21 protein-coding genes are annotated in these 25,902 nt (G+C 61.5%); 15 read left to right on the top strand and 6 right to left on the bottom strand.

Going from position 1 to position 25,902, the window contains the following annotated elements:
- Positions 1-20: 20 nt before the first annotated feature.
- Positions 21-1,022 (bottom strand): autoinducer 2 ABC transporter substrate-binding protein, encoded by a 1,002-nt coding sequence (locus L6637_RS14800; RefSeq protein WP_237866398.1) that lies wholly within the window; start codon positions 1,020-1,022, stop codon positions 21-23.
- A gap of 522 nt (positions 1,023-1,544) precedes the next feature.
- Between L6637_RS14800 and L6637_RS14795 the strand changes: the two genes are divergently transcribed.
- Positions 1,545-2,570: an aldo/keto reductase gene (locus L6637_RS14795; RefSeq protein ID WP_237866399.1), complete on the top strand. Its 1,026-nt coding sequence runs from the start codon at positions 1,545-1,547 to the stop codon at positions 2,568-2,570.
- A 235-nt stretch (positions 2,571-2,805) separates the two neighbouring features.
- On the opposite strand, the gene L6637_RS14790 is transcribed toward L6637_RS14795, so the two are convergent.
- Genes L6637_RS14790 through L6637_RS14780 form a run of 3 tightly spaced genes read right to left on the bottom strand, consistent with a single transcriptional unit; the run spans position 2,806 to position 6,419 of the window.
- Entirely contained in the window at positions 2,806-3,678 is an 873-nt protein-coding gene (locus L6637_RS14790) for an ABC transporter permease (RefSeq protein ID WP_377802940.1), read from the bottom strand.
- Positions 3,675-4,616: an ABC transporter permease gene (locus L6637_RS14785; RefSeq protein ID WP_237866400.1), complete on the bottom strand. Its 942-nt coding sequence runs from the start codon at positions 4,614-4,616 to the stop codon at positions 3,675-3,677. Before L6637_RS14785 ends, L6637_RS14790 begins: the two co-directional genes overlap by 4 nt.
- A gap of 39 nt (positions 4,617-4,655) precedes the next feature.
- Positions 4,656-6,419: an ABC transporter substrate-binding protein gene (locus L6637_RS14780; protein WP_237871078.1), complete on the bottom strand. Its 1,764-nt coding sequence runs from the start codon at positions 6,417-6,419 to the stop codon at positions 4,656-4,658.
- On the opposite strand from L6637_RS14780, the gene L6637_RS14775 reads away from it, so the two are divergent.
- Genes L6637_RS14775 through L6637_RS14760 form a run of 4 tightly spaced genes read left to right on the top strand, consistent with a single transcriptional unit; the run spans position 6,394 to position 12,156 of the window.
- Positions 6,394-7,602: an ROK family transcriptional regulator gene (locus L6637_RS14775; protein ID WP_237871076.1), complete on the top strand. Its 1,209-nt coding sequence runs from the start codon at positions 6,394-6,396 to the stop codon at positions 7,600-7,602. The genes L6637_RS14780 and L6637_RS14775 overlap by 26 nt on opposite strands.
- 37 nt (positions 7,603-7,639) lie before the next feature.
- Complete coding sequence (gene ggt, locus L6637_RS14770; protein ID WP_237866403.1) at positions 7,640-9,235, top strand: gamma-glutamyltransferase; 1,596 nt, start codon at positions 7,640-7,642, stop codon at positions 9,233-9,235.
- 47 nt (positions 9,236-9,282) lie between these two features.
- Positions 9,283-10,893 (top strand): ABC transporter ATP-binding protein, encoded by a 1,611-nt coding sequence (locus L6637_RS14765; RefSeq protein ID WP_377802939.1) that lies wholly within the window; start codon positions 9,283-9,285, stop codon positions 10,891-10,893.
- 33 nt (positions 10,894-10,926) lie between these two features.
- Positions 10,927-12,156 (top strand): Gfo/Idh/MocA family protein, encoded by a 1,230-nt coding sequence (locus L6637_RS14760; RefSeq protein ID WP_237866405.1) that lies wholly within the window; start codon positions 10,927-10,929, stop codon positions 12,154-12,156.
- Positions 12,157-12,346: 190 nt separating this feature from the next.
- On the opposite strand, the gene L6637_RS14755 is transcribed toward L6637_RS14760, so the two are convergent.
- Together L6637_RS14755 and L6637_RS14750 are read right to left on the bottom strand one after the other, a co-directional pair.
- Positions 12,347-12,901, bottom strand: coding sequence for an ANTAR domain-containing response regulator (locus tag L6637_RS14755; RefSeq protein ID WP_237866406.1), 555 nt, complete (start codon positions 12,899-12,901; stop codon positions 12,347-12,349).
- A gap of 41 nt (positions 12,902-12,942) precedes the next feature.
- Positions 12,943-14,124, bottom strand: a complete 1,182-nt coding sequence (locus L6637_RS14750; protein WP_237866407.1) for a transporter substrate-binding domain-containing protein — start codon at positions 14,122-14,124, stop codon at positions 12,943-12,945.
- A gap of 348 nt (positions 14,125-14,472) precedes the next feature.
- On the opposite strand from L6637_RS14750, the gene L6637_RS14745 reads away from it, so the two are divergent.
- From L6637_RS14745 to L6637_RS14700, 10 genes are all read left to right on the top strand, one after another.
- Positions 14,473-15,990: an amidase gene (locus L6637_RS14745; RefSeq protein WP_237866408.1), complete on the top strand. Its 1,518-nt coding sequence runs from the start codon at positions 14,473-14,475 to the stop codon at positions 15,988-15,990.
- Between the two features lie 58 nt (positions 15,991-16,048).
- The gene (locus tag L6637_RS14740) at positions 16,049-17,047 is read left to right on the top strand and encodes an acetamidase/formamidase family protein (RefSeq protein ID WP_237871074.1); all 999 of its coding nucleotides are present in this window, start codon (positions 16,049-16,051) and stop codon (positions 17,045-17,047) included.
- 31 nt (positions 17,048-17,078) lie between these two features.
- Entirely contained in the window at positions 17,079-18,302 is a 1,224-nt protein-coding gene (locus L6637_RS14735) for an urea ABC transporter substrate-binding protein (protein ID WP_237866410.1), read from the top strand.
- A 40-nt stretch (positions 18,303-18,342) separates the two neighbouring features.
- Positions 18,343-19,209, top strand: a complete 867-nt coding sequence (locus L6637_RS14730) for a branched-chain amino acid ABC transporter permease (protein ID WP_237866411.1) — start codon at positions 18,343-18,345, stop codon at positions 19,207-19,209.
- On the top strand, positions 19,206-20,279 hold the full coding sequence (locus L6637_RS14725; protein ID WP_237866412.1) for an ABC transporter permease subunit: 1,074 nt from the start codon (positions 19,206-19,208) through the stop codon (positions 20,277-20,279). The genes L6637_RS14730 and L6637_RS14725 overlap by 4 nt, the downstream gene beginning before the upstream one ends.
- The gene (locus L6637_RS14720; protein WP_237866413.1) at positions 20,279-21,001 is read left to right on the top strand and encodes an ATP-binding cassette domain-containing protein; all 723 of its coding nucleotides are present in this window, start codon (positions 20,279-20,281) and stop codon (positions 20,999-21,001) included. Before L6637_RS14725 ends, L6637_RS14720 begins: the two co-directional genes overlap by 1 nt.
- On the top strand, positions 20,998-21,705 hold the full coding sequence (locus tag L6637_RS14715; RefSeq protein WP_237866414.1) for an ABC transporter ATP-binding protein: 708 nt from the start codon (positions 20,998-21,000) through the stop codon (positions 21,703-21,705). The genes L6637_RS14720 and L6637_RS14715 overlap by 4 nt, the downstream gene beginning before the upstream one ends.
- Before the next feature lie 40 nt (positions 21,706-21,745).
- Positions 21,746-23,260, top strand: a complete 1,515-nt coding sequence (locus tag L6637_RS14710; protein ID WP_237866415.1) for an amidase — start codon at positions 21,746-21,748, stop codon at positions 23,258-23,260.
- Positions 23,261-23,320: 60 nt separating this feature from the next.
- On the top strand, positions 23,321-24,076 hold the full coding sequence (locus L6637_RS14705; RefSeq protein ID WP_237866416.1) for an SDR family NAD(P)-dependent oxidoreductase: 756 nt from the start codon (positions 23,321-23,323) through the stop codon (positions 24,074-24,076).
- Positions 24,077-25,116: 1,040 nt separating this feature from the next.
- Positions 25,117-25,344, top strand: a complete 228-nt coding sequence (locus L6637_RS14700) for a hypothetical protein (RefSeq protein ID WP_237871072.1) — start codon at positions 25,117-25,119, stop codon at positions 25,342-25,344.
- The last annotated feature ends 558 nt before the right edge of the window (positions 25,345-25,902 follow it).

The raw sequence follows: 25,902 nt of genomic DNA, 5'->3' as shown, positions 1-25,902 counted from the left end.
GTGGCTAAACCGGTCTCGGCCTAGAGCCCCCCGGCGATCAGCCCATCGATCGTTTCCTTGTTGATGCGCATGATCTTGTCGACTTTGATCTGCTTTGCGGCAACATCGACCGCGGCCTTGCCAAGGCCGGGTACATCGACGCCATCCGTGATCGGCTTGCCATCGAGCACGAGTTTGGCCACCGCGACCATGGCGTAACCTGCATCGGTCGGATTCCACAGAAAGCCCTCGCGGATCGTATCATCAGCGATAAGAGACTTCGCTTGGCTCGGCAGAACGGTGCCGACCACGGCGATTTTCTTGCCAAGGCGTTGCTGACGCACGGCATTGCCGGCCCCAATTGGTCCGTTCGAACCGAAGCCGAGAATACCACGCAGATTCGGATAGGCCTTGATCACATCGAGGGTCGTACGTTGGCTGGTGTCGATCTCATCGGCGCCCGGGAAGCGGTCGGCGACAAGCTTCATTTTCGGAAAATTCTTCTGCTGGTAGGCAATCGCGGCGTCGGCCCATTTGTTGTGGAGCGGTGTCGTGAGAGTCCCAACATAGACGACATAGTCGCCTTCGCCGCCCATGTCCTTGGCGAGACGTTCCATCTGCACCTCGCCGAAGCGAACGGAGTCGATCAATTCCACATTCCAGTCGCGGCCTTCCTGTTCCGGACCCTCATGCGTGATGACCTTGATTCCGGCTGCCTGGGCGCGCTTCAGTACGGGCTCGCAGACTTTTACATCAAGCGGCACCAAGCCGATCACGTTGACCTTTTTGGCAATCAGATCTTCCAGGAGTTTTACTTGCTGCGCCGGATCGACGTTCGCCGGTCCAACCATAGTGGCATTGATGCTGAAATCCTTCGCACCCTTCTGGATTCCCTTTTCAAGTGCGTTGAACCACGGAATTCCCGCGATCTTCACGACCGTGACCATTTCCTTCTGGGCTTGCCCAAAGGCAAAGCCCGGAAAACCGGCACTGGCCAACGCGGCCGTGCCACCGATCAGCTTGAGCGTCTGGCGTCTGTCCATTGTTCCCTCCCAGGAAATTATCTTGGCTTCCGCACCCATGACCCGACAGTCGCCGAGTGGGCCGTCGATCCTGTTCTTGTTGGGTAGCAAAGTATTGCCTGTCCAACCGCAGGACCTTGAGGCAGATTAGAGACTGGCGCTCCAGAACGTGTCAAGCAAGTGGCACGTTCGCCAGCCGCCATCGCAGTGCGATACCCGATCGCGCTTTGGAGCTGCTGAGCGAGCAGCTGCAGGCGATAGCGACGTTTTCTACAGTCATCATGACGGCGAAGTCACCTTTAGCAAGCGGGGGTCGGTCAGCCTCGCACAGCGTTCACACTTTCCCCTGAGTGTCATTTTTTTCGTTACTCGCTTGGATGCGACCACGAAAGGCCAGCCATGGCCAGCTTCGCCGTTGCACAATCCCTTGCGAGGGCCGCCCATTCTTCGCGTTGACATGTGACGGCAGATTCATACCCTGCGCGTCGTTGCCAATGAGACCAGCGCGCGAGCGAGGCGCGGAGAAGGGGAGAGGAATCCACCATGGTTTCGCAATCAGCGTTGCCGCGTCGCAAACTTGGCCGGACCGGGCTTGAAGTTACCAGTCTCGGCTTCGGAACCGCGCCACTGGGCGATCTCTTTCTTGAGCTCGACGACCAGACTGCGATTGCTGCCGTAAGCCGCGCCTTCGAGCTCGGCATCAATTTGCTTGATACATCGCCCCACTATGGCAATGGCCTGTCGGAACATCGCTGCGGAACGGCGATCCGGCGCGTGCCACGCAAGGATGTGGTGCTTTGCACAAAGACCGGTCGCTGGATGGATCCTTTTCACCAGCCCGAGACCCGGTCCGGGTTCGTCGGTGGACAGCCGCACCGGGCCGTTGTCGACTATTCCTACGACGGCACCATGCGCTCGGTCGAGCAATCGCTGTTGCGGCTTGGCACCGACCGTATCGACCTGTTGCTGATCCATGATGTCGATGTGTGGACCCACGGCCAAAACGCGATCGAAGACCGCTTTCGGGAGGCGATGTCCGGAGCCTATGTAGCGCTCGACAAGCTTCGTTCCGAAGGCGTGGTCGCGGGCATCGGGATCGGCGTCAATGAGGCGGACATGTGCGTGCGTTTTGCGCGGGCCGGCTCCTTCGAGGTGATGCTACTCGCCGGACGCTATTCCCTGCTGGAGCAGCCGGCACTCGAGGAGTTCATGCCACTGGCACTGAAGCAGGGCATCGCGGTGCTCCTTGGTGGTGTGTTCAATTCGGGGATTCTGGCGACGGGCGCCACCAAGGGCGCCAAGTACAATTATCAGGATGCGCCGCCGCACATCCTTTCGAAGGTCGTCGAAATCCAGCGTATCTGCACAGCTCATGGAGTACCGTTGCCGACGGCCGCACTGCACTTCGCCCTTGGTCATCCGGCTGTTGCTAGCGTGGTGCTTGGGGCGCATGATGCACAGGAGGTCGAGCGTAATGTAGCTGCGCTGACCGCCTCAGTGCCAACCGCACTCTGGGGCGACCTCAAAGCGGCGCGCTTGCTGGACGCAGAAGCGCCCGTTCCGGGATAGAGCGGGCGATATACTCAAGAGTATCGACGCCGATAAATCGCCGCGCCGGAGATGAAGCAACCGTTCGCGGTTGATCCCGCCCTTCTACCCGGGTGGTGCCCCAACAGGCTGACCGCGGAGTAGGATAGGTCGGCTATCGCCACAACAAGGCGTTCAGGATCGCTCATTTCACAAATGACGGCGGCTTCATCCTGAGAGGAGTGGTTCTGGAACTCGCCTGCATATCCATTCGGGTCTAGTGCCTGGGATTCAGCGCACTATTGAGGCCGTCGCCGATTAGGTTGAAGCCGATGACGAGAGCGATGATTGCGAGACCTGGGAATAGCGCCATCCACGGCGCCTCGCCGAGAAATTGCCGAGCCACATCGAGCATAGCGCCCCAGGAGGGAGCCGGAGGCAATTGACCAAGACCAAGAAAGGCGAGGCTCGCCTCGGCGAGAACTGCAATCGCCATGGTGAGAGTCGCTTGGACGATGGTCGGTGCAAGCACGTTCGGTAGGACTTGGCCGGTCAGGATAGCAACATGACCGAGCCCTTGAGCGCGCGCTGCCGCAATGTAGTCCTCGGTACAGACAACCAGCGTCTCGGCACGCGCAACTCGTACGAATACCGGAATCGCGGAAATGCCGATTGCGATCATTGCATTCTGGAGGCTGGGACCCAGGAATGCTGCCAGTGCAATTGCCAGGACGAGAAATGGGCAGGCGAGAAGCGCATCCGCAACGCGCGAGATCACCATGTCGGTAACGCCGCCGAAATAGCCGGCTACCAGACCGAACGGCAGCCCGATCAGCACCGCAACGGTCACAGAAACCAGGCCGGCTGCAAGCGATGCCTGTGTTCCGAAGATGACGCGGGACAGCACGTCGCGGCCGAGATCATCCGTGCCGAACCAATGCGCGGCGTTGGGAGCGGCGCGGATCGCTATCCAGTCCGGTGCATTCGGATCGTAGGGCGCAATCCATGCTGCGAATACTGCTAAGATGACGAAGAACAAGATGATCGCGCCACCGATCAGAGCTGACGGCTCGCGTAGCAAGCGACGAATTTCAGAGCGCCCGGCTGCTCGCATCTGGGCAGGGACCGGTGCGGCCTCAATCGTGCTCATGACCTCAGCCTCGGATTGAGGAGCACATAGGCGACGTCGGCAACGAGGCTCATCAGCAGAAATACCGCCGCCGTGCAAAGCACGACCGCCTGAACCACGGCATAATCGCGGCTGAACACGCCATCGACAACCATCTTGCCGAAGCCGGGAATCGAAAAGACCTGCTCAGTCAAGACCGCGCCCGCCAGTAGCTCGCCAAATTGCAACGTGCCCAGCGTGACCACCGGGATCAGCGCATTCGGCAGAGCATGGCGCAGCACGATGGTATGTTCGCGGACGCCCTTCGCGCGGGCGGTACGGACGTAGTCCTGCTTCATAGCCTCGATCATCGCGCCGCGAACATGGCGCATCATGATCGCAGCTGTGCCGGTCCCCAGGACCAAAGCAGGCATAAGCATCGAAATCAGATTCCGGCCGACACTTTCGGTTGGTGGCACGAAGCCTCCGGCTGGTAGCCAACCGAGGTTTACCGAGAAGAGAAGGATCAACATGATCCCTAGCCAGAAATGCGGAATGGAAAGTCCGGCGAGGCCAAAAAGACTGGCACCATAGTCGAGTGGTGTCCCACGCCCCAGTGCCGCGATGATTCCGATCGGCAACCCGACGAGCAGCGCGACCAGCATCGACAAGACCGCAAGTTCGATCGTCACCGGCAGCTTTTCTACGAGCATGGTGCCGATCGGCAGTCGCGTGCGAACCGAGGTGCCGAAATCGCCATGCACCAAGGCCTTTAGCCAGATGCCGTATTGCACCGGAATCGGCTCATTGAAGCGATATTTCTGCCGAAGAAATTCGATGACCTCGGGATTGCGCTCCTCCCCGGCGAGCGCCAGCGCCGGATCCCCAGGCAGTAGCTTCTGCAGACCGAACACCATCATCGACACCAGCAACAGGGTCGGCAGCAGGACGGCAAGACGGCGCAGAAGCAGGGTCTTCATTGGAACAGACGAGTCGTCATCTGGAGAAAGTGTCGTGCGTCAGTTCGTTGGCTTGACGCCCACAAGGCGTAGGAGCCCATCAGGCACCATGACGATGCCGCCGACCGATTTGCGGGCAGCAAAGAACCAGTTGGGATGATAGAGCGGGATCGACGAGAGTGCCGTTAAGTAAATATCGGTCGCTTTCGCGTAGAGCGCCTTGCGCTTGGCGTCATCGGCCTCGCCCCTCGCTTGGGTCAGGATCGCATCGAGATCCTTGTTGCAGTATTTGTTGACGTTCTGCGAGCCGCTGCAGCTGAAGAAGGCGACCAGCGTCGGGTCCGGGTCGGGACGGCCGCTCCAGTTGCCGATGTAGGCTTCGAAATTGCCGTTCAGGTAGCGCTCGATCGCGGTGGTCGTTTCCATAGGCAATAGTTTCACGTCGAAGCCGGCCTCGGCCGCCATCGACTGCATGATCTGTGCGACACGTGAGTCGCCAGCCGCATTCTCGTATGAGATCTCGACCGGAACGCGGGTCATTCCGGCTGCTGCGATCAAGGCCTTGGCTTTGGCAACGTCGCGAGCCGGCGCCTTGTGAGCAGAATCGTAGAACGGAGACGACGGCGGAATCATCTGATTGTCCGCCAGGAACTCGCCGTTGAAGGCAACGCGATTGATCACATTGCGATCGATCGCGAGCTCAAAGGCCTGTCGAAGCGTCGGGTTCTTGCCGAGTGGCGTGTCGGCCTTCGCGCCTGCGCCGACATTGAACATCAGATGTGAGACTGCGAGTCCCTGGCCGGCATGGAGTGTGAGGTTGGGATCGTCGCGCACGGTCTTGAGATCGGTTGGCGCTACGCGTTCCGCGAGCTCGAGATCGCCCGCTCGTACCCGCGACAAGCGTACGGTCGAGTCGGGTACGTAGTAATAGACGACCTCGTCGTAGCCGACGGCCCCGGCGTTCCAGTAGCCAGGATATTTCTTGAGGCGAATGAGGTCGCGCGACTTGCGCTCGACAAATTGATACGGGCCGGCACAAACCGGTGCAGCTGCAAATTCGCCCGCTCTCTCCGTAGCGGCCTTCGGCGATACCATCATGCCGGCACGATCGCTGAGATTGGCAAGCAACGGCACGAACGGTTCAGAGAGGTTGAACTTGACCTTGTCCGCTGCGAGGGCTTCGACGCTGACGATCGGCGCGAGTTCGGCCTTGCGCTTCGAATCCGGCATCGTCTTCATGCGTTCGATGTTGAACTTGACCGCCGCAGCATCAAACGCGGTGCCGTCGTGGAACGTGACGTTCTTGCGCAGAGTGAAGGTGACCGACTTGCCATCCGCAGCCCAATCCCAGGCCTCTGCCAGCTGAGGCACGATCTTGAGGTCGGGGGAAATATCGACGAGCTTGTCGCACAGCGCGGCAAACACGAATCGGCCGGAATAGGTGCCGCTGAGTGCGGGATCGAGCGCATCGGGATCGTCCTGAATACCGACCCGCAATGTCGCTGCACCGGCCGACACGAGGCCGGATCCGATCATCAGAATGGCCGCCAACGCTGTGCCGATCCGCTTCATGCGAATTCCTTTCATCCCAGGGCTTCTCTGCCGAGGCTCCACTGCCGAAGGGCAAGACAAGCACGCTCGGTCGAGTTTGTAAATGTCTAGAACAAATCGACTTGTGGCGTAGAAAATATACGTAATATAATACCTATATCTAGGAGAAAAATCCCGAGTTGTGGCTCTTGACGGCGGCCATGAGTCAGCATTAGTTCGCTGTCCTGACAAATTGGATTCGGCCTGTATGTCCGACGCCCCCTCGTTGCCCATTGCGCGGCAGCAATCCGTGCGCCTCGTCGTCGAGCGGCTGTTGCGAGATCGAGCGGTCTCGCGCGCGGAGCTCGCTCGCAGCACGGGTCTGTCCAAGCAGACGATTTCCGAAGTCATGCGCGACCTCGAACGTGACGGCTGGGTCCGCGAGGACGGACAAGTCCAGGGCAGCGTGGGCAGGAGTGCAGTCACCTACGCGTTGCGACCGGACGCCGCTTTCGTGCTCGGGGTCGATTTGGGTGGCACGAAACTGCACGTCGCGCTTGCCGACCTGCAGGGAGAGATCGTTGCCGAGAGCATCGAACCGACGTCCGGCGACGGTGGTGCTGCCGTGGTTGCGCAGATCGGACGCATGCAGGAGTCTTTGCTTCAGCAAGCGTCTGTACCGGCACAACGTTTGCGCGGCGGAGTGATGGGAAGTCCTGGTATCATCGATCCGGCGTCGGGCAGCATCGTCATCGCGCCGAATATTCCCGGATTGGACAGCCTGGATGTGCGGGCCGCACTGCGCGAGCGACTCGGGATCGACGTCGCGATCGAGAACGACGTCAATCTTGCTGCGATCGGCGAGCATTGGCGCGGCAACAGCCGCAAGGCCCGTAGCTTCGCCTTTATCGCTGTCGGCACCGGTATCGGCATGGGCATCTTTTCGGACGGTTATCTTGTGCGCGGCGCGCGTGGCGCAGCCGGCGAAATCGCCTACTTGCCGCTCGGAGGCGATCCCTACGATACGCGCGGTCTTCGCTTGGGTACCCTGGAAACCGCAGTCGGCAGCGTTGGCATTGTCGAGCGCTATCTCGGACTTGGTGGCGTTCCGGGCGGTACGGTGCGTGATGTCTTCGATAGGCTCGATAGCGATGAGGCGGCACGTGTTGCAATCGACGAAGTCAGCCGGATTCTCGCGAGTGCGATTCTGGCCGTGCACTGCATCCTCGATTCAGAGATCATCATCATGGGTGGCAGCATCGGTGTACGGCCCGAGCTGAAGCTGCGGATCGAAGAGTATCTCGGGCGATGTATGCGACAGCCGGTTCGCATCGAGCTCAGCGCGCTCGGCAATCGCGCCACGCTGATCGGCGCGGTCGGCAGCGCGATAGACCTCGTGCATCGCTCTCTGTTCGGCATCGGTAGGGACGCGGGTCCGCTGGCCCTTCCCGCCATGGCGACAGATGTTGCGGCATGAAAGTCCAGCGGCCTCACATCAACGATCGGAGAAGGGCATGAGCTGGGGACAGCGCGATTTCATGGTGCCAGGCCGCTCCTTGGCGGTCGGCGATCGGGGCATGGTCGCTGCCTCCCATCCCGCCGTCACGTTAGCTGCGGTCGACATCCTGCGCAGCGGCGGCAACGCCGTCGATGCCGCGATTGCCGCAATCGCTCTTCAAGGCGTTATTGATCCGCACATGACCGGCATCGGTGGCGACTGCTTTGCGATTTATGCTCCTGCCTCGGGCAAACCGGTCGCCATCAATGGCTCGGGTCGAGCGCCGGCGAAGGCAGAGCCAGGCTGGTTCCGGCAGCTGGGATTGATGTCGATCCCGGATGACTCGCCACATGCTGTTACGATTCCGGGGGCGGTCGATGCCTGGTGCCGGCTCTCTGCCGATCATGGATCGAAGGGTCTGGACGAGGTTTTTGCACCAGCGATCAAAGCGGCTGAGAGCGGCTTCGTAGTCACGCCGCGCGCTGCCCTCGACTGGGCACGCTATGCCAATCGCATCGAACGGCATCAGACTGGGGCTCCCGTATATCTTCCCGGCGGCACTGCGCCCGTCGTCGGCGGCAAGCTCAGCCATCCGGCGCTCGGCGCCACGCTGCGTCGGATCGCACGTGAGGGCCGAGCCGCGTTTTACGAAGGTGCCGTCGCCGATGAAATCGTCTCGATCTTGAAGGCGCTCGGCGGCCTGATGGAGGCCGACGATCTAGCGACCGCGCGGTCGGACTACGTGACGCCGATCAGCGCCGACTACCGTGATCATCAAATCTGGCAATGCCCGCCGAACGGGCAGGGCGTGGCAGCGCTGTTGATCGCGCGAATCCTGGCCGGCTACGACATGACCGACACCACGCTCGGCGAGGCGGACCGCATCCATCTGCTTGCCGAGGCGACCAAGGCCGCTTACCGGCAGCGCGACGCGCTCCTCGCGGATCCCTCGTTCCGCCCATTCGATATCGATGCACTGCTCTCCGAGAGATCAGTCGCGACTTTGCGCTCTCGCATCAGCCGCGAGCGTGCGAGCGCACCGACAGACTTCGACATGCCTGTTCATCGTGATACCGCCTACGTTGCGGTCGCGGATCGCGACGGCAACATGGTGTCTCTCATCAATTCGCTGTTCTTCGCCTTCGGAAGCGGCATCTACGCTCCTCGCTCGGGCGTGTTGCTGCAGAATCGGGGTTCGGGGTTCTCGCTCATTGACGGGCATCCCAACGTCATTGCGCCAGGAAAGCGTCCATTCCACACGATCATTCCGGGTTTGCTCGCCAAGCATGACAGGCCGGTCATGGCTTTTGGTGTGATGGGCGGACAATATCAGGCGACGGGGCATTTGCAGATCCTGAGTGGCATGCTCGACCGCGGGATGGACATTCAACAGTCCTCGGATGCGCCGCGCAGCTTTGCATTCGATGGCGCAGTGACGCTCGAACCTACGATTCCCGGCGCCGTAGCTGACGATTTGATCGGTCGCGGCCATCGCGTCGTCTGGGCCGACGAACCGTTAGGAGGCTACCAGGCCGTGCACGTCGATACGTCTCGGGGTGTCATGTTCGGCGCGTCGGATCATCGCAAGGATGGCATCGCGCTGGCGGCGTGATCGGGACGAGGGAGAAGCGCGATGTTGGATCGGGCAGAATGAACCACATCGTCGAACCGATCCTGTCGATTGAGCACCTGACGTTGGCGCTACCCGCCGGCGCCGATCGAGCCTTCGCGGTCGAAGACGTCTCGCTTGACTTGCGTGCGCGGGAGATTCTCTGTGTTGTCGGCGAATCCGGCTCCGGCAAATCGGTCTGCGCCTATGCGGCGATGGGACTGCTGCCGCAAGTCATTCGCCCCGTCGCAGGTACTATTCGGTTCGAAGGGCGCGACCTGTTGGGGTTGCCGCCCACAGAATGGCGGACATTGCGCGGGCGGCGCATCGCAATGGTCTTCCAGGAGCCGATGACGGCGCTCAATCCCGTTATCAGGATCGGCGATCAAATCCTGGAAGCGTTCGAGGCGCATGAGCAGCTCACGCCGCCTGAACGGCAGGTGCGCATGCGCGCGCTCCTAGATGAAGTGGGTTTGCGTGATCTGGAGCGGATCATTCGCAGTTATCCGCATCAATTGTCGGGCGGACAACGTCAGCGGGCCATGATCGCAATGGCACTGGCGCTCGAGCCGTCGGTTCTGGTGGCAGACGAGCCGACCACGGCGCTTGACGTCACCACGCAAGCGCAAATCCTTCGGCTCATCCGCGACATCCAGCAGCGACGTGGCATGGCGGTGCTTTTCATCACCCACGATTTCGGCGTCGTCGCCGACATCGCAGACCGCGTCGCGGTCATGGAGAAGGGGCGGCTGGTTGAACGGGGGCCGGTCGATGATGTTCTCGGGCGACCGCAACATCATTATACGCGCCGATTGCTCGCCGCCGTGCCCGGTGGAGTTCCGCCAGAGCGCCCGCACGTCGAGGATGAACCGATCGCTTGTGCCACGATCGGGCTCGCAAAGACTTATCGCGGGAACGGATGGTTTGGAGCGCAGACCGAGGTCGCAGCTGTCAAGGACGTGAGCTTCGAGATTCGGCGTGGCGAGACGCTCGGCCTGGTCGGAGAATCTGGCTCGGGCAAGAGCACGATTGGGCGATTGGTCATGCGCCTCACCGACGCCGATGCAGGTGTGGTCCGCATCGGCGAACTCGATTTTTCCGAGGCGCGCGGAGCGAGCCTGCGGACCGCCCGCAAGCACATCCAAATGGTCTTCCAGGATCCGTTCGCCTCGCTCAATCCACGCCGTCGCGTCGGACGGATTATTGCTGATGGCCCCATCGCACACGGGGTCCCTGCGGCACAGGCTTTCGCCCGCGCCGACGAGCTTTTGGCGCTCGTTGGTCTCGATCCGGCCGCTGCGCGACGCTTTCCGCATGAATTTTCCGGTGGGCAGCGCCAGCGGGTCGGCATTGCGCGCGCACTGGCGCTCGACCCCGAGGTCCTGGTCGCAGACGAGCCCGTGTCGGCGCTCGACGTCTCGGTTCAGGCGCAGGTGCTGGCTTTGCTCGAGACGCTGAAGGAGAAGCTGCGGCTGGCGGTGCTGTTCATTACCCACGATCTCAACGTTGCAGCCCAGGTCTGCGACCGGATCGCCGTGATGCGGCTTGGCGAAATCGTCGAGATCAGGCCGACAGCAGACCTGCTTAATCGGCCGGAGCATCCCTATACGCAGCAATTGCTGGCTGCGATTCCGGGGCGGCAACGCAAAGCGCCGAACTGATCCAAGCCCAGCCATCATTGAAGGAGGCCTGATATGCAGAAGCTCAACGAACTTCCGATACTGCGTGTCGGGCTCATCGGTAGTGGCTTTATCGCTGCATTCCATTTGCAGTCGATGCTCGGCGTACGCAACGTTAGCGTTGGCGGTGTGTACAGCCGTTCCGCGGAGCGTCGTGCGCGTATTGCGGACAAGGCGCGAAGTCTTAGACTTGGACAGACGCAGGTGTTCGATAGCATCGAGGCGATGGCCATGTCCGGCGAGGTGGATGCGCTCTGGCTGTTGACACCGAACGACACGCGCCTCGACATCATGCGCGAGATTCATCGTGTGACCAAGGCCGGAGCCCCTCTGCGCGCCGTCGCCTGCGAAAAGCCGTTGGCACGTACACTTGCTGAGGCACGCGAAATGCTCAGGCTGGCCGAAGATGCAGGCCTGCTCCACGGCTATCTGGAAAACCAGATCTTCTCGACTGCGGTGATGCGCGGCAAAGACATCATCTGGCGGCGCGCCGTACCCGGCAGCGGTCGACCTTATCTTGCTCGTGCGGCAGAGGAGCATTCCGGACCGCACGAGCCGTGGTTCTGGCAAGGCGACAAGCAGGGTGGCGGAGTGCTTTCCGACATGATGTGCCATTCGGTCGAGGTCGCACGCTTCATGCTGACCGCGCCGGGCGCGAAGCGCGAGTCCCTGCGGCTGGTCAGTGCCAGCGCCACGACGGCCAATCTCAAATGGACACGGCCCCGCTATGCCGCCGATCTCAAGGCGCGAATGGGTATCGATTTTGCAAAGCGCCCCGTCGAAGATTTCGCGCGCGGCATCGTCACGATGGAGGACGCCGACGGACATCAACTGATGATCGAGGCAACGACATCATGGGCCTATGTTGGCGCCGGGCTGCGTATTCAGCTCGAGTTGCTCGGTCCCGAATACTCGATGGAGTTTTCGTCGCTTTCGACCGGGCTCAAGGTCTTCCTGTCGCGGACGCTCACCGGGTCGGAAGGCGAGGATCTCGTCGAGAAACAGAATGCCGAACAGGGCCTGATGCCGGTGGTGGAGGACGAGGCTGGTGCCTATGGTTACACAGACGAAAACCGTCATATGGTCGAAGCGTTCAGGCTTGGTAGAAGCCCTGCCGAGACCTTCGATGACGGAGTTGGAGTCATGGAAATGCTCATGGGCCTGTATCGTTCGGCTGAACTCGGCCGCGCGGTACAGTTTCCAGATCCTGAGCTCGAAGACTACGTGCCGCTAGTGGCTCGATGAGGCCATCTCATTGTCAGAGATTCCGACATTGCAGCTGCGGTCGGCGATTTGGAGCAGAGCAGACCTTCGCCGCTGCGGTGGCTCCTCTCATAAGCTTCATGCGAAATGGTCAGTTGGCGGACCGATGAGGTAATAGCTGAGAGCTGATCGGTTCAGAATCTAGATCGAGGGCCCCGCGCGACTCCAATTGCTATGCCGTTCGCGTCGTCCGGTTCGGCATTCCGCCGGCTGCCACGATCTCCGCGCTCAAGACCTCGATGGTCGTGCGATGCCGCATTGACGTTTGCCGAATGAGCGCGAACGCGTCCTTTTCTGACAGGTCGTGACCGCGCATGATCTGCAGTACGGCGGCGAACACGACCCGCCGGGACCGGATGCGATCCTCCAGCTTTTCAATGTGCGCGGCTTGCTCCAATCTTTGTTGCGCTGAATCGAACGCGACCACAAGTGCGGTATAGAGCCCGGCAGAACGGAGCGGCTTGACGAGAAATGACGCGGGTTGCAGGTCCAGTAGCCACTTCAATCGACTGGGCGTTTCAGTTCCGATCAGCGCAATAATCGGGATGCTGCCTTTCCACAAGATGGCATGGTCGGACTTGATGGGAATGCTGTCTGCATCCAACAGGATGACGTCGGAAGACTGGTCACGCGGCGGCTCGGCCGGATCATGCTCGGAGATCGTCATGCCGAGGCGACTGAGCTGGCGGCGTACAATCGGGATTTCGCGCTCATCCCTCATCACCATGAGAGCGCGACGGCCACGGACGGAAAAAGGGGATGGTCTGGTCATTTCACGATACGCAAATGGTTCGAGCGCTTCGCCATCGTATCATTGCTCTTTTCCGCCCTCGTGCCAATCGCCGTCAGGTCGAGGTTCGAAAGATAGGGGTCGGGACGTTCTGGGGCATCCGCTTCCCAGAAGATGCTGAACTGACACCCAGGCATCGAGCGCGCGAGCCGCGGCGTAAGGAAGCAGTGATTGTTGTCGGGATCCACCCAAACCGGACCTTGCGGAGAATCGTAGCGATGATTTGCCGCAGCGCGCCGCACGGCGCCGACCTCCGCCGAACCCGCGCGGCGGATGGCGCGGGCAAGCAGCATCACGCAGACATAAGTAGACTGCCCGTCCACCGAGAGGCTGCTGTCTCTGCCATGACGCGCCTTCCATCGCGCCACAAAGCTGCGATTGTCGGCGCCCTCGATGCTCTCGAAATAGGCGGACGAGGTGATGCATCCAACCGAGGCCGCAGATCCGATCAGCTTGAGTTCGGGCTCGCACAGGCTGCAGCTCAGCATCGGGATCGAGAGACCGGCGCGCGTCGCCGCCGCATGGAGGGCACGCATGAACGCGTAGCTGGATTCACCGACCAGCGTATTAAACACGACCGGCGGCCGCCGATCGATGATCTCGGTGACGATGTGGTCCACCGCGGTCTCGCCGAGTTCGAGCAAGCGTTCGGCAAGAACACGGCCGCCGGCGCTGGTCACGATTTCGCGGATGACGCGGTTCATTTCCCAGGTCCAGATATAATTGGACCCGATACAGAATACGTCGGCGGAGATGTGGTCGAGCATATGACGCACCAGCGGCACGACATGCTGGTTTGGTGCGGCGCCGACATAGATGACGTTGTCGCTGCTTTCGAAACCTTCGTAGCGCGCCGGATGCCAGAGCAGTCGCTCGGTCCGTTCGACGATCGGAATGACCTGCTTGCGCGAGGCCGACGTGTAACAGCCGACGATGTGGCCGACATGCTCCTCGCGAATGAGATCGGCGCACGCGGTGTGATACTCGGCGACGACGCCGCCGGGATCGCGGAGATGAGGTGCGAACGAGAAATCGAACGCGTCGCTCTCGTTGATTTCGTCGACCGCCATTAATGCGCTCTTGCGCATTTCGCCGGCCATCATGGCGTAGGGTCCCGACTGCGAAAATACGAGGCCGAGAGGGATGGACGGCTTGCTCATGAAGAAACCCGGGCGCGCTGTTCGGCGATAGTCTCGTCGCTGAAAGCTAGGCCTTGCTTGCTTGCATCGTCAATCGGCACTGCATGTCATTGATGCGACCCGCATAAAAAAGGTGCGGACCTCGCATTGACAAGGCTGGCGGCGCTAAGACACAATAATGGCCACGTGAACGCGTGCATGGCGAAAGAGTTCTCGCACAGCCGATGACGTCTGAGCGACGACTTCCAAGTTTCGATCTGCACCGTAACCTACGCGACCACTGATAGCATCGGCATTGTTGCCATTCGGGGCCTTCTCGGGCCGCGGGTGGCTTTTTTCGTTTTGTCTCCCTGACATGAAGGGTGGAGCATGGCGGTTCGCCTTCCGACGCTGGAGCAGATCGAGGATCTCGGTGCGGACTTTGGTCTGGTCCTCACCAATGAGGAGATCGCTGCATTTCAGCAGGCCTTCAAGGGACCATTGACGTCCTACGGCCGTCTGGACGAGCTGGTGCCGCCGGCGCTGGCGCCGGTCGCGCCGCGCTCGCCGGGCTACCGGCCTGCGGCGTCCGAAAATCCTTACGGCGCCTGGTACTGGAAGACGAATATCCGCACCGGCGCAGAGGGGCTGTTGAGCGGCAAGAAGATCGCGATCAAGGACAATATCTGCGTCGCCGGCGTGCCGATGATGAACGGCTCGGCGCTGCTCGAAGGTTATGTCCCCGAGCTCGACGCTACCGTCGTGACGCGCATTCTCGACGCCGGTGGCACCATCGCCGGCAAAGCCGCGTGTGAGGATCTCTGCTTTTCAGGCGCAAGCCATACCTGCGCCGGCGGCGTGATCCGCAATCCGCACAATCCGGCCCACAGCGCCGGCGGCTCCTCCGGCGGCAGCGCTGCGCTGGTCGCATCGGGTGAAGTGCCGATGGCGCTCGGCGGCGACCAGGGCGGCTCGATCAGGACGCCGTCGAGCTGGTGCGGCGTTTACGGCTTGAAGCCGACCTGGGGCCTAGTGCCGACCACCGGCTCGATGCCGATCAGCTATTCGGTCGATCATTGCGGACCGATGTGCGCTTCGGTCGAAGACGTCGCACGCCTGCTGACGGTCATCGCCGGTCACGACGGCTGGGACACGAGGACAATTGCAGCGCGCACCGGCGACTATATGGCGGCGCTCGGCCAACCGGCGAGGGGATTGCGCGTCGGCGTCCTGCGCGAGGGGTTTGGTCATCCCGAGAGCGATCCGGCGGTCAACGAGAAGGTGCGGCAAACCATTGCGGCGCTGGGCAAAGCCGGCATCGCAAGCGAGGACGTCTCCGTGCCCTGGCATCTCGATGGACCGCACGTCTGGAGCGGCGTCATCCTGGAGGGCGCCGCCGAGATGATGCTGAAAGGCTACGGTGTCGGCAACAACGTCCAGGGCTATTATCCGGTCTCGATGCAGGAGGCGCTTGCGCGCGGCATGGGGACACGGATCAACGACGTGTCGCCTACGGTGAAGCTGGTGCTGATGCTCGGCGAGTACATGCACCGCCACTATCACGGGCGCTATCATTCAAAGGCGCAAAATCTCCGGCTCTTGCTGCGTCGGGCCTACGATGATGCGCTGCAGAAATTCGACGCGCTGGTGATGCCGACGATTCCATTCACGGCGACGCCGATCCCGCCGCCCGATGCGCCGCTCAACACCGTGATCGACGTCGCGCTCAATATGCAGGCCAACACCTGCTCGTTCGACGTTTCCGGGCATCCTGCCTTCACCGTGCCATGCGGCCGCGTCAATGGTTTGCCGGTCGGCCTGATGCTGGTCGGGCGCCACTTCGAGGAAACCACGCTGATGCGGCTGGCGCGGGCGATCGAGGCTGCCGGAGACTGGAAATCAAACTGACCAAGGTGCATCCGGCGTCGGCGTGCTTGCAGCGCCGATTGCCTCAGAGGATTTCGCAATGACCGACGATAGCTGGCTGAAGAGCTCGATCATGGCAAAGCGCGGCCTCGCCAAGGGCCACGCGGGACGACGCCATGAGCTCACGATCGAAAAGCAGGGTTCCTTCCATTACGTCTACGGTCCTTACGCAAAGCCGGCTCTCACCATCGATCCGGGCGACGTCGTCGTCGTCGAGACTGAAGATGCCTTTGGCGGCGTCATTACCAGCGAGAAGGACAGTCCGACCGCAAAGCTGAAGTTTCCCTTCCTCAACCCGCAATGCGGTCCGATTGCCGTCAACGGCATCGGGAAGGGCCATTGTCTGGCGGTGCATATTCTTGCCGTCGAGACCCGCGGCGCGCAACCGGCCGGAAAGACCTGCATCATTCCGGAATTTGGCGGCCTTGTCGGAACCGCGTCGACCGCATTGCTCAATCCGCCATTGCCGGAGCGGGTGAGGGTCATGCATGTCGACAAGGACGGCGTGCGCTGGAGCGACAAGATCACGCTGCCGTACCAGCCATTCATCGGCACGATCGGTGTCTCGCCCGAGATCGAGGCGATCTCGTCGCTGCAGCCGGATTATCACGGCGGCAATATGGACCTGCCCGACGTAGCGCCGGGCGCGATCCTGTACTTTCCCGTACATGTCAATGACGGCTTTCTCTATCTCGGCGACTGCCATGCCGCCCAGGGTGACGGCGAATTGTCGGGCGTCGCGATCGAGCAGCGCGCGACCGTGACGATGCAGATCGACGTCATCAAGGACTGGAGCTTTGCGTGGCCGCGGCTCGAGACCAGGGAATTTGTCATGACGATCGGCAGCGCCCGGCCGCTCGAGGATGCGGCGCGGATCGCGTATCGCGAGCTGGTTCGCTGGATGAGTGCGGATTACGGATTCGACGAGATCGATGCCTACATGCTGCTCAGCCAGGCCGGGCGGATGCGGCTCGGCAACATGGTCGACCCGAAATACACGATGGGCGCGTCAATTCTGAAGAAATACCTGACTTCATGAAACATCGGCAACCGCGAGGAGGAGTAGGGCTATGAGGGTCAATCGCAGAACGTTCATGCAGGGTACGGCGGCTACCGCTGCCGCCGGGATGTTTTCCTCCAGCGCCTGGGCGGAAGAGCCAATCAACGTCGCCAGCATTCACGATCTCTCCGGCGGCCTCGACATCTACGGCAAGCCGATGGTCGACGCGATGACCCTTGCCATCGAGGAGGCCAATGCGGCGGGTGGTCTCTTGGGCCGGCAGCTCAAGCTGATCAACTACGACACCCAGTCGAACATGCAGCTCTACACCCAGTTCGCGCAGCAGGCGGCCCTGAAGGACAAGGTCGCGGTGGTCCATGGCGGCATCACCTCGGCTTCGCGCGAGGTAATCCGTCCCGTGCTCGACAAATTCAAGACGCTCTATTTCTACAACACCCAGTATGAAGGCGGCGTCTGCGATCGCAATCAATTCGATACCGGCGTGACCCCCGCACAGACGGTGGAAAAGCTGGTGCCCTATGCCATGAAGAAATGGGGCAAGAAAGTTTACGTGATCGCGGCCGACTACAATTACGGCCAGATCACCTCGCAATGGGTGAAGAAATACGTCACCGAGAACGGTGGCGAGGTCCCCGCGATCGACTTCTTCCCGCTCGACGTCACCAATTTCGGCCCGACCATCTCCAAGATTCAGGCGGCCAAGCCGGATTTCGTTTGGTCGGCGCTGGTCGGCGGCGCGCATATCTCTTTCTATCGCCAATGGGCGGCTGCCGGCATGCGCAAGAGCATTCCAATGGCGTCGACCACGTTTGCGGTCGGCAATGAGCACATCGTGCTGTCGCCCGATGAGTGTAACGGCATGCTGATCTGCTACAATTACTTCCAGGACCTGAAGAATCCGGTCAACGAGAAGTTCGTCGCGAGCTTCCTCAAGCGCTTCGGCGCCGACTATCCCAACATCACCGAGCTCGCGATGGGAACCTATCAGGGGTTCCGGCTGTGGGCGGAAGCGGTGAAGAAAGCCGGGAGTGTCGACCGGATGAAGGTTATCGAAGCCCTCGAAACCGGCATCAGCATCGACGCGCCGTCCGGCAAGGTCACGATCGATCCGCCGACGCATCATTGCGTGCTCGACGTCCACATCGCCGAGGTCGCCGACAAGAAGCTCAAGGTGCTGGAGGATTTCGCCCAGCAGAAGCCGGCCGATACCGCCGCTGTCTGCGATCTCATCAAAAACCCGACCGACAACCAGCAATATGTGATCAAGATTTGAGAGCGGGCCGACCCTCAATTCTTGCTTGGGAAAGGTGAACGTGGATCTCGTCGCTCTCCTGGCCATCCAGGTCCTGTATGCGATTGCCAGCCTGGCGCTGATCAGCGTCGGGCTGGCGATCATCTTCGGCATGATGCGCGTCATCAACCTCGCGCATGGTGAGTTCCTGATGCTCGGGGGCTATGCGGCCATCGTCGCGACCAGCCACGGAATCAGCATCTGGATCGCGATGCTGGTGGTGGCACCCATCGTGGTCGGCCTCATCGGCGTCATCGTCGAGCGGACCATCATCCGCTTTCTCTATGGCCGCATGATCGACACGATGCTGGCGACCTGGGGTCTCAGCCTGTTCCTGGTTGGGCTGACCACGGCGATCTTCGGCAATACCACGGTCGGCATTTCGGCGCCGCTCGGCAGCTTCCAGATCGGCGCCTATCGCACCAGCGTCTACACGCTGTTCGTGATCGCGGTCGCGGCGGTCGTATTAGCCGTGATCTTCGCGGTGATGCGCTGGACGCGGCTTGGGCTGATCGCCCGCGGCACAATGCAGAATGCCAACATGGCCGCGGCGCTTGGCGTCAATCCGCCGCGCGTCTACGCCGTCACGTTCGGCGTCGGCGCAGCGTTGTCGGGCCTCGCCGGTGCGGTGCTGGCGCCGGTCTCCGGCGTGTTTCCCACCATCGGGGTCGCCTATGTCGCCAAGTCCTTCATCACGGTGATCGGGGGCGGCGCCGCGATCCTCAGCGGGACGGTGTCGGCCTCGGCGCTGTTCGGGACCATCAACCAGATCGCGACCTTCGTCACCACGCCGGTGTTCGGTGAAGTGGCGCTGCTCGCGGCCGCCATCATCCTGATCCGCCTGCTACCGCAAGGCATCACCGGCCGCTTCTTCCGGAGAGGCCTGTGAACGCCCGCCTGCTCAATCTTGTCGGCCTCGGCCTCGTCGGCGCGGTCGGCGTGGCGTTCCTGGTGCTGGTGCCGCGCCTCTTCGAGCTCGACGTCGTGCTCGAGCTCACGGTCTATATGATCATGGCGATCCTGGCGCTGAGCCTCGCTCTGATCTGGGGCTATGGCGGCATATTGTGTTTCGGCCAGTCGGCGTTCTTCGGGCTCGGCGCGTATACCTACGCAATCGCGATGTTCAACATCGGCGAAAGCACGGTCCCGCTTCTGCTCGCTGTCATCGTGCCGGCGGCCTTTGCGGCGCTGCTCGGCTATTTCATGTTCTACGGTCGCATCAGCGATGTGTATCTCGGCGTCATCACGCTGACGGTGACGCTGATCCTGTTCAATTCCATCAATTCGACGGCCGGACCGGAATTCCATATCGGCTCGGCACGGCTCGGCGGCTTCAACGGCATTCCCGGTATCCCGCCGTTGAATTTGCCGGGCAACAAGGCCGCGCCGATCGATCTCGAAGGCATGTTCTATCTGGCGACATCAGCGCTTCTCGCGACCTATTTCGGATTGCGCCTGCTGCTGGCGAGCCGGTTCGGCCGCATCATCGTCGGCATTCGGGAAAACGAACGGCGCGCCGAGCTGCTCGGCTATGATCCGCGCGCCTACAAGCTTGCGACGTTCACCATCGGCGGTGCGCTGGCCGGCTTTGCCGGTTGCCTGTTCGCCAATTGGGGCAACTTCGTCAGCCCTACGATTTTCGGTCTCGCCCAATCCGCGCAAATCATCATCTGGGTCATCGTCGGCGGGCGCGGCACGCTGATCGGGCCGATCGTCGGCTGCATCGGCATTCAATGGCTCACCACCGCGCTCGGCGCCAACCAACCGAGCGGCGGCTCGGACCTGTGGGCCAAGATCTTCGCCAATGCGCCGTTGATCTTCGGCATCATCCTTATTGCTTTCGTGCTTCTGGTGCCCAAGGGGCTGGTGCCGACGCTTGGCGATATCGGCCAGTCGCTGCTCGTCTCGCGTGGCAAGGGAGCCAAGCGGCTCCAGCCCAAACGGGCTGAGGAGGGCTGATGGCCGCACCGCTGCTTCAGACCCAGGATCTCAGCATGCATTTCGGCGGCGTTCGCGCCGTGCGCCATGTCAATTTCTCGCTGGCCGAAGGCGAGCTGCGTTGCCTGATCGGTCCCAACGGTGCAGGCAAGAGCACCTTCTTCAAGATGCTGACCGGGCAATTGGAGCCGACCCATGGCCAGGTGCTGTTCCGCGGCCGGGACATTTCGCACGCGCACGCCCACGACATCGCCCGGCTCGGCATCGGCATCAAGACCCAGGTGCCGAGCGTCTTCGACGGGCTTTCGGTGCGCGAAAATATCTGGCTCGCGGCGAACCGCCTTCATTCCGGCGACAAGACGAGGCGCGTCGTCGACGAGATGCTGGAGCGGGTCGGCCTGACGGAAGCCGCCGATCGTCTTGTGGGGCAGCTTGCCCACGGACAGCGGCAATGGGTCGAGCTGGGGCTCGTGCTGGCGACCGATCCCGAATTGATTTTGCTCGATGAGCCCGCCGCGGGCATGACCCACGAGGAGGTCAACAAGACGGCCGAGCTGGTGCGCGAGATCAACCGTACCAAGGCGCTGATCGTCGTCGAGCACGACATGCAGTTCATCCGCATGATCGCCAAGCAGGTCACCGTCTTCAACCAGGGGAGCGTGCTGGTCGAGGACACCGTGGACAACATCATGCGCAATCCGCAGGTGCGCGACATCTATCTGGGCAAACAGGCGGCCGCATGATGCTCGATGTGCAGGGATTGCGAACGGGATATGGCCGGATTCCGATCCTCAACGGGGTGAGCTTCTCCGTCAATAAGGGCGAGTTCATCGGCATTCTCGGCCACAACGGCATGGGCAAGACCACGCTGCTGAAGGCGCTGATGGGGTTTTTGCCGGCGACCAGCGGCCGTGTGATGTTCGGCCATGACGATGTCACGGCGATCGAGCCCTACCGGCGCGCGCGGCTCGGCCTCGGCTACGTGCCACAGGGCCGCGAGATATTCCCAGGGCTCACCGTCTATGAGAACCTGCGCATGGGTTGCAGCACGCAGGACGGCGTGGAAGGCGATATCATCGCAACCGTGCTGGAGGAGTTTCCCCGCCTGAAGGCGTTGCTCGATCGCCCCGGCGGCGCGCTGTCGGGCGGCGAGCAGCAATTGCTGGCGATCGCGCGCTGTCTTTGCGGCGACCCGCGATTGATCCTGCTCGATGAGCCGACGGAAGGTATCCAGCCCTCGATCATTGACGAGATCGTCGACACCCTGCAGCGGCTGCGGGCCAGGAGCGGGCTCACCATGATCCTGGTCGAGCAGAATTTGGACTTCATTGCTTCGCTGTCGCAGCGGATTCTGATTATCCAGAAGGGCGCGATTACTCGGGAAGTGGCGCCGGGCGAGCTCGGCGACGCAAGCCTCGTCGGAGAATTCGTCGGTATCGCAACGTAGGCCCGCCGCACGCGGGCATGATCAGAGGGAGACCCAAGCCATGGCCGTCAGGAGACCCACACTCGATCAGCTGCGCAGCGTGGCCGAAGACCTCGGCATGCACATGGGCGATGCAGAGCTCAAATCCTACGACGCGCTGATGCAGGCGAACTACGCCGCCTACGATGCGGTCGATGCCATGCCGGACTATGTGCCGGCAGTGAAGTATCCGCGCACACCCGGCTATCGTCCCGAGGGCGAGGAAAACAAGTTCAACGCCTGGTACGTCAAGACCGAGATCAAGGGCGCCCCGAACGGCAAGCTTGCCGGCAAGAAGATCGCGCTCAAGGACAACATCTCCCTCGCCGGCGTTCCGATGATGAACGGCGCATCGACACTGGAGGGTTATATCCCCGATACGGATGCCACCATCGTCACCCGCATGCTCGACGCCGGCGGCACCATCGTCGGCAAGGTGCATTGCGAATATTTCTGCTTCTCCGGCGGCAGCCATACCTGCGCGGCGGGGCCCGTCCACAATCCGCACAGGATGGGATACTCCGCTGGCGGCTCGTCCTCAGGCAGCGCCGTGGTGGTGGCGACCGGTGAGGCCGATATGGCGATCGGTGGCGATCAGGGCGGCTCGATCCGTATTCCGGCCGCTTTCAGCGGCATCTACGGCATGAAGGCGACCTATGGCCTCGTGCCCTATACCGGCGTGATGCCGATCGAGCTCACGATCGACCACACCGGCCCGATGACAGCCAATGTGCGCGACAATGCGCTGCTGCTGGAGGTGTTGGCAGGGCCCGACGGACTCGATCCGAGGCAGGGCGCGCTCAAGGTCGGAAAGTACAGCGACGAGATCGACGGCGGCGTCAGGGGATTGCGCATCGGCATCGTGAGGGAGGGGTTTGGGCATCCGAGCTCGGAGCCGGACGTCGACGCGAAGGTCAAGGCTGCTGCCGACCTGTTCCGCAAGCTCGGCGCCACTGTCGAGGACGTCTCGGTTCCGATGCACCTCGCCGCGCCGGCGATCTGGCTGCCGATCGCCGCCGAAGGCGCCACCGAGTTCATGATGAAGGGCAACGGCATGGGAACGAACTGGCGTGGTCTCTACAACACCACGCTGCTCGACGCCCACTCCGCCTGGAAGCATCGCGCGGACGAATTGTCCGATAGCCTCAAGATCACGATGCTGCTCGGTCAATATTTCACCAAGCACTATCGCGGGCACTTCTATGCGAAGGCTCAGAATTTGAACCGCAAGCTGCGCGCAGCCTATGACGAGGCTTTGGCCAAATACGACCTGTTGCTGATGCCGACCCTGCCGATGACGGCAACGCCAATACCCCCGGCGGACGCGCCGCGCGAGCTCTACATCCAGCGCGCGTTCGAGATGGTTCCCAATACTGCGCCGTTCAACGCCAGCGGACATCCGGCGATGAGCCTTCCCTGCGGCATGAGCAACGGTCTGCCGATCGGGCTGATGCTGATCGGCAAGTATTTTGACGAGCCGACGATTTATCGCGCCGCCGCCGCGTTCGAAGGCGCCGGAGACTGGAAGACAATGTAAGCGAACCGAGGCGGCCTGCCGGTATGCGAGCAGGCCGCTGCACCAGCAACGGAGGTAAAAATGGATCTGGGATTGAAGGGGAAGAGCGCGCTCGTCACCGGCGGCAGCAAGGGCATCGGGCTTGCGATCGCCGAGCTGTTTGCGGCCGAGGGTGCCAACGTCGCGATCTGCGCGCGCAATGCCGACGAGGTTGGCAACGTCGTGAAGAGCCTCTCGGCGGGAGGCGTCAAATCGTGGGGCAAGGCGATCGATGTCGCCGATCCGGTCGCGTTGAAGGGCTGGATTGACGGAGCCGCGGCCGAGCTCGGCGGCATTGATACCATGGTCTGCAACGTCAGCGCGCTGGCGGTCGGCGACACGCCAGAGACCTGGGAGAAGTCATTCCGCACCGACATGATGCATACCGTTAATTCGGTCGCGGCCGCGGTGCCTTATCTGGAAAAGTCGAAATCGGCTTCGATCATCATCGTCTCGAGCGTATCGGGTTTCGAGGTCGATTTCGCCGCCGGCTCGTACGGCGCCTTCAAGGCGGCCCTGATCCACTATGCCAAGGGTCTCAGCAATCAGCTGATCGCCAAGGGCATCCGCGTCAACGCCGTGTCGCCGGGCAACACCTATTTCGAAGGCGGCATCTGGCAGAATATCGAGCGCGGCATGCCTGATCTCTATAAGACGGCGATGTCGCTCAACCCGACAGGACGCATGGGTACGGCGCAGGAAGTTGCTGCCGGCGTCGTCTTCCTCGCGAGCCCGGTCGCGAGCCGCATCTCGGGCACGAACCTCATCATCGATGGGGCGCTCACAAAGGCTGTCTAGCCAGACGTTCGTGGAAAGTGGTTGTTGTAACTCGCGTCGGGACCGCGACGATGTCGAGGCGCATGCCCGGGAACGAAAAGATCATGCGGATTTGAGTCGCGCTGGCTATCGAGGGCGCCAAATTGAATGCTGGACTCCTTCTTCTGCGATCTTTGTAGGGGCGAAGGCCGTTGTGAGTGGCGACGCGCATAATACGGCGCGCCATAAGAACCACTCGCAGGCCGCCTTTTTGGACGAGGCAACCTGGACGAAGGCCCAGGCCGGCAGCTCTTGGCGCAATTTCGGGGAACTCCATCGCGTTTGATCATCCGCGTCAATCACGCGATCAACTGGCCGTGATGAAGCATTTCGGGTTCCAAGCCGACGTCGGTCAAGGCAGCTCGCCACATCACTTTCTAGCCGATGCGCGTAACCGGCCCAGCAGTTCGATCCGGACCTTCCTCACGACGCGCGCCCACAAAGTTATCGAATAGAGCGACTGCCGGAGTTGGCCCTGACCTTACTGAGCTGACCTACCGTCAGCTTTTGATGCTGTGGACGGCTCGTCCACCGGCCTCGATTTCTGGAGAGGGTTTCCGTGGTTCAGCTCGCGCATGATTCCGATACGCGCGAACATGGTCGGGCCGCTTTAGTCGACGACCAGAAGCAGGGCTTCTAGGCAGCCTGCCATTCCGGCCGATCGTGATCGCGTTTCGGCAGCGCAGCGATCTATTCGTCGGTCGTCGCGCAGTGTCACAAGGTTGCGGCCATCTGGCAGCGGGATCGGCTCGTCGAATGTCCGCGACCAGGTCATCGTCCTAGCCGCCGGCCCTGGGGTCTTAAGGGATTGGTGGAAGGGCCGGCGGCATTGGACGCAAAGCCTTGGGGGGCCCATTTGCGCCAGGCAATAGTATTTGGTTGGTCACACCCAGCAACCGAAATTTTGAGCCGGTCAAAAGAACGGCCCTGAGCGCGAGCAGTACAGGGGGACCGGATGGCCTGGAGGTTGTCGATTCGCGGCGCGGCTGAGGATCGCGCAATCCATTCTCTGGCGTATCGCGATGCTGCTGGTTGCTTCGGGCGTTGCGGTCTCGGCAATCCTCGCCTTCGTCTTCTCGTGGAACTACTTCCTGTTTGCGATGGTGCTCGCCAATGGCGACAACCGCCTTGCCGAACGACACTCTCCACATTTCAGACAGCGATTTTTTGGAGTACAGCGGATGCCCAGTATCCTGGAAGATCTTTTCGCTAAAGGCGAGCTGATCAAGCCTGTACTGGCGCTGGACTGAGCGATCAAATTGCTCGGAGATTCCAGCACGCGGTCACTGGCCGGGCCATCGATCGAAGGAGCAACGCCCCAACGAAACGCCCCGAAATAGGCACGTGGCGGAAGCGAACGCCATTTCCATAAAAATCAACAGCTTAGAACTTTTGCACTGCGTTCGGGACGCAGGGGCCGCAAGCGCAAATCCTGCCGCTCCGATCAGTTTTCGAAGACTTTTATTCTCATCGGCGTCAACCATCGGCCTTAACTGCGAAATGTATTGCGATTATTGCCAGTCGCTGCGCCATGCGAATAGTCTGGATAGTGGCGGCTCTGGCCATCATTCACGACATCAGGCGACATGCCGAGGAGCCGCCCCCTTTTCTCGGTCGACCCGCATCGTGCATTCTTCCACTCTCCATTTGGCCGCGTGATCGAAGCACTTGACGTCATTTGGCCTGAGGCTTTCACAAACAAGTTGATCCGAGTGAAGGCCTTGATGCCGTTCTGTGGAAAGGTTTCCCTGTTCCACCACTGTTGAAGCCTTGGACGAAAGTCTATTTAATAGATCCCGATAAGTCTG

The sequence above is a fragment of the Bradyrhizobium zhengyangense genome, from assembly GCF_022012435.1.
Lineage (GTDB): Bacteria > Pseudomonadota > Alphaproteobacteria > Rhizobiales > Xanthobacteraceae > Bradyrhizobium > Bradyrhizobium zhengyangense.
The sequence above is the reverse complement of the archived record's forward strand: the minus strand, read 5'-3'. Positions and strand labels throughout refer to the sequence as shown.

Excerpts from the sequence above, each read along its gene's own strand:
- L6637_RS14700 (WP_237871072.1), top strand. The coding sequence starts at position 25,117 with ATGCTGCTGGTTGCTTCGGGCGTTGCGGTCTCGGCAATCCTCGCCTTC.
- L6637_RS14795 (WP_237866399.1), top strand. The coding sequence starts at position 1,545 with ATGGTTTCGCAATCAGCGTTGCCGCGTCGCAAACTTGGCCGGACCGGG.
- L6637_RS14780 (WP_237871078.1), bottom strand. The coding sequence starts at position 6,419 with ATGGGCAACGAGGGGGCGTCGGACATACAGGCCGAATCCAATTTGTCA.
- L6637_RS14750 (WP_237866407.1), bottom strand. The coding sequence starts at position 14,124 with ATGAGCAAGCCGTCCATCCCTCTCGGCCTCGTATTTTCGCAGTCGGGA.
- L6637_RS14790 (WP_377802940.1), bottom strand. The coding sequence starts at position 3,678 with ATGAGCACGATTGAGGCCGCACCGGTCCCTGCCCAGATGCGAGCAGCC.
- L6637_RS14715 (WP_237866414.1), top strand. The coding sequence starts at position 20,998 with ATGATGCTCGATGTGCAGGGATTGCGAACGGGATATGGCCGGATTCCG.
- L6637_RS14755 (WP_237866406.1), bottom strand. The coding sequence starts at position 12,901 with ATGGTGATGAGGGATGAGCGCGAAATCCCGATTGTACGCCGCCAGCTC.
- L6637_RS14720 (WP_237866413.1), top strand. The coding sequence starts at position 20,279 with ATGGCCGCACCGCTGCTTCAGACCCAGGATCTCAGCATGCATTTCGGC.
- L6637_RS14740 (WP_237871074.1), top strand. The coding sequence starts at position 16,049 with ATGACCGACGATAGCTGGCTGAAGAGCTCGATCATGGCAAAGCGCGGC.
- L6637_RS14760 (WP_237866405.1), top strand. The coding sequence starts at position 10,927 with ATGCAGAAGCTCAACGAACTTCCGATACTGCGTGTCGGGCTCATCGGT.
- L6637_RS14785 (WP_237866400.1), bottom strand. The coding sequence starts at position 4,616 with ATGAAGACCCTGCTTCTGCGCCGTCTTGCCGTCCTGCTGCCGACCCTG.
- ggt (WP_237866403.1), top strand. The coding sequence starts at position 7,640 with ATGAGCTGGGGACAGCGCGATTTCATGGTGCCAGGCCGCTCCTTGGCG.
- L6637_RS14705 (WP_237866416.1), top strand. The coding sequence starts at position 23,321 with ATGGATCTGGGATTGAAGGGGAAGAGCGCGCTCGTCACCGGCGGCAGC.
- L6637_RS14800 (WP_237866398.1), bottom strand. The coding sequence starts at position 1,022 with ATGGACAGACGCCAGACGCTCAAGCTGATCGGTGGCACGGCCGCGTTG.
- L6637_RS14745 (WP_237866408.1), top strand. The coding sequence starts at position 14,473 with ATGGCGGTTCGCCTTCCGACGCTGGAGCAGATCGAGGATCTCGGTGCG.
- L6637_RS14710 (WP_237866415.1), top strand. The coding sequence starts at position 21,746 with ATGGCCGTCAGGAGACCCACACTCGATCAGCTGCGCAGCGTGGCCGAA.
- L6637_RS14735 (WP_237866410.1), top strand. The coding sequence starts at position 17,079 with ATGAGGGTCAATCGCAGAACGTTCATGCAGGGTACGGCGGCTACCGCT.
- L6637_RS14775 (WP_237871076.1), top strand. The coding sequence starts at position 6,394 with ATGTCCGACGCCCCCTCGTTGCCCATTGCGCGGCAGCAATCCGTGCGC.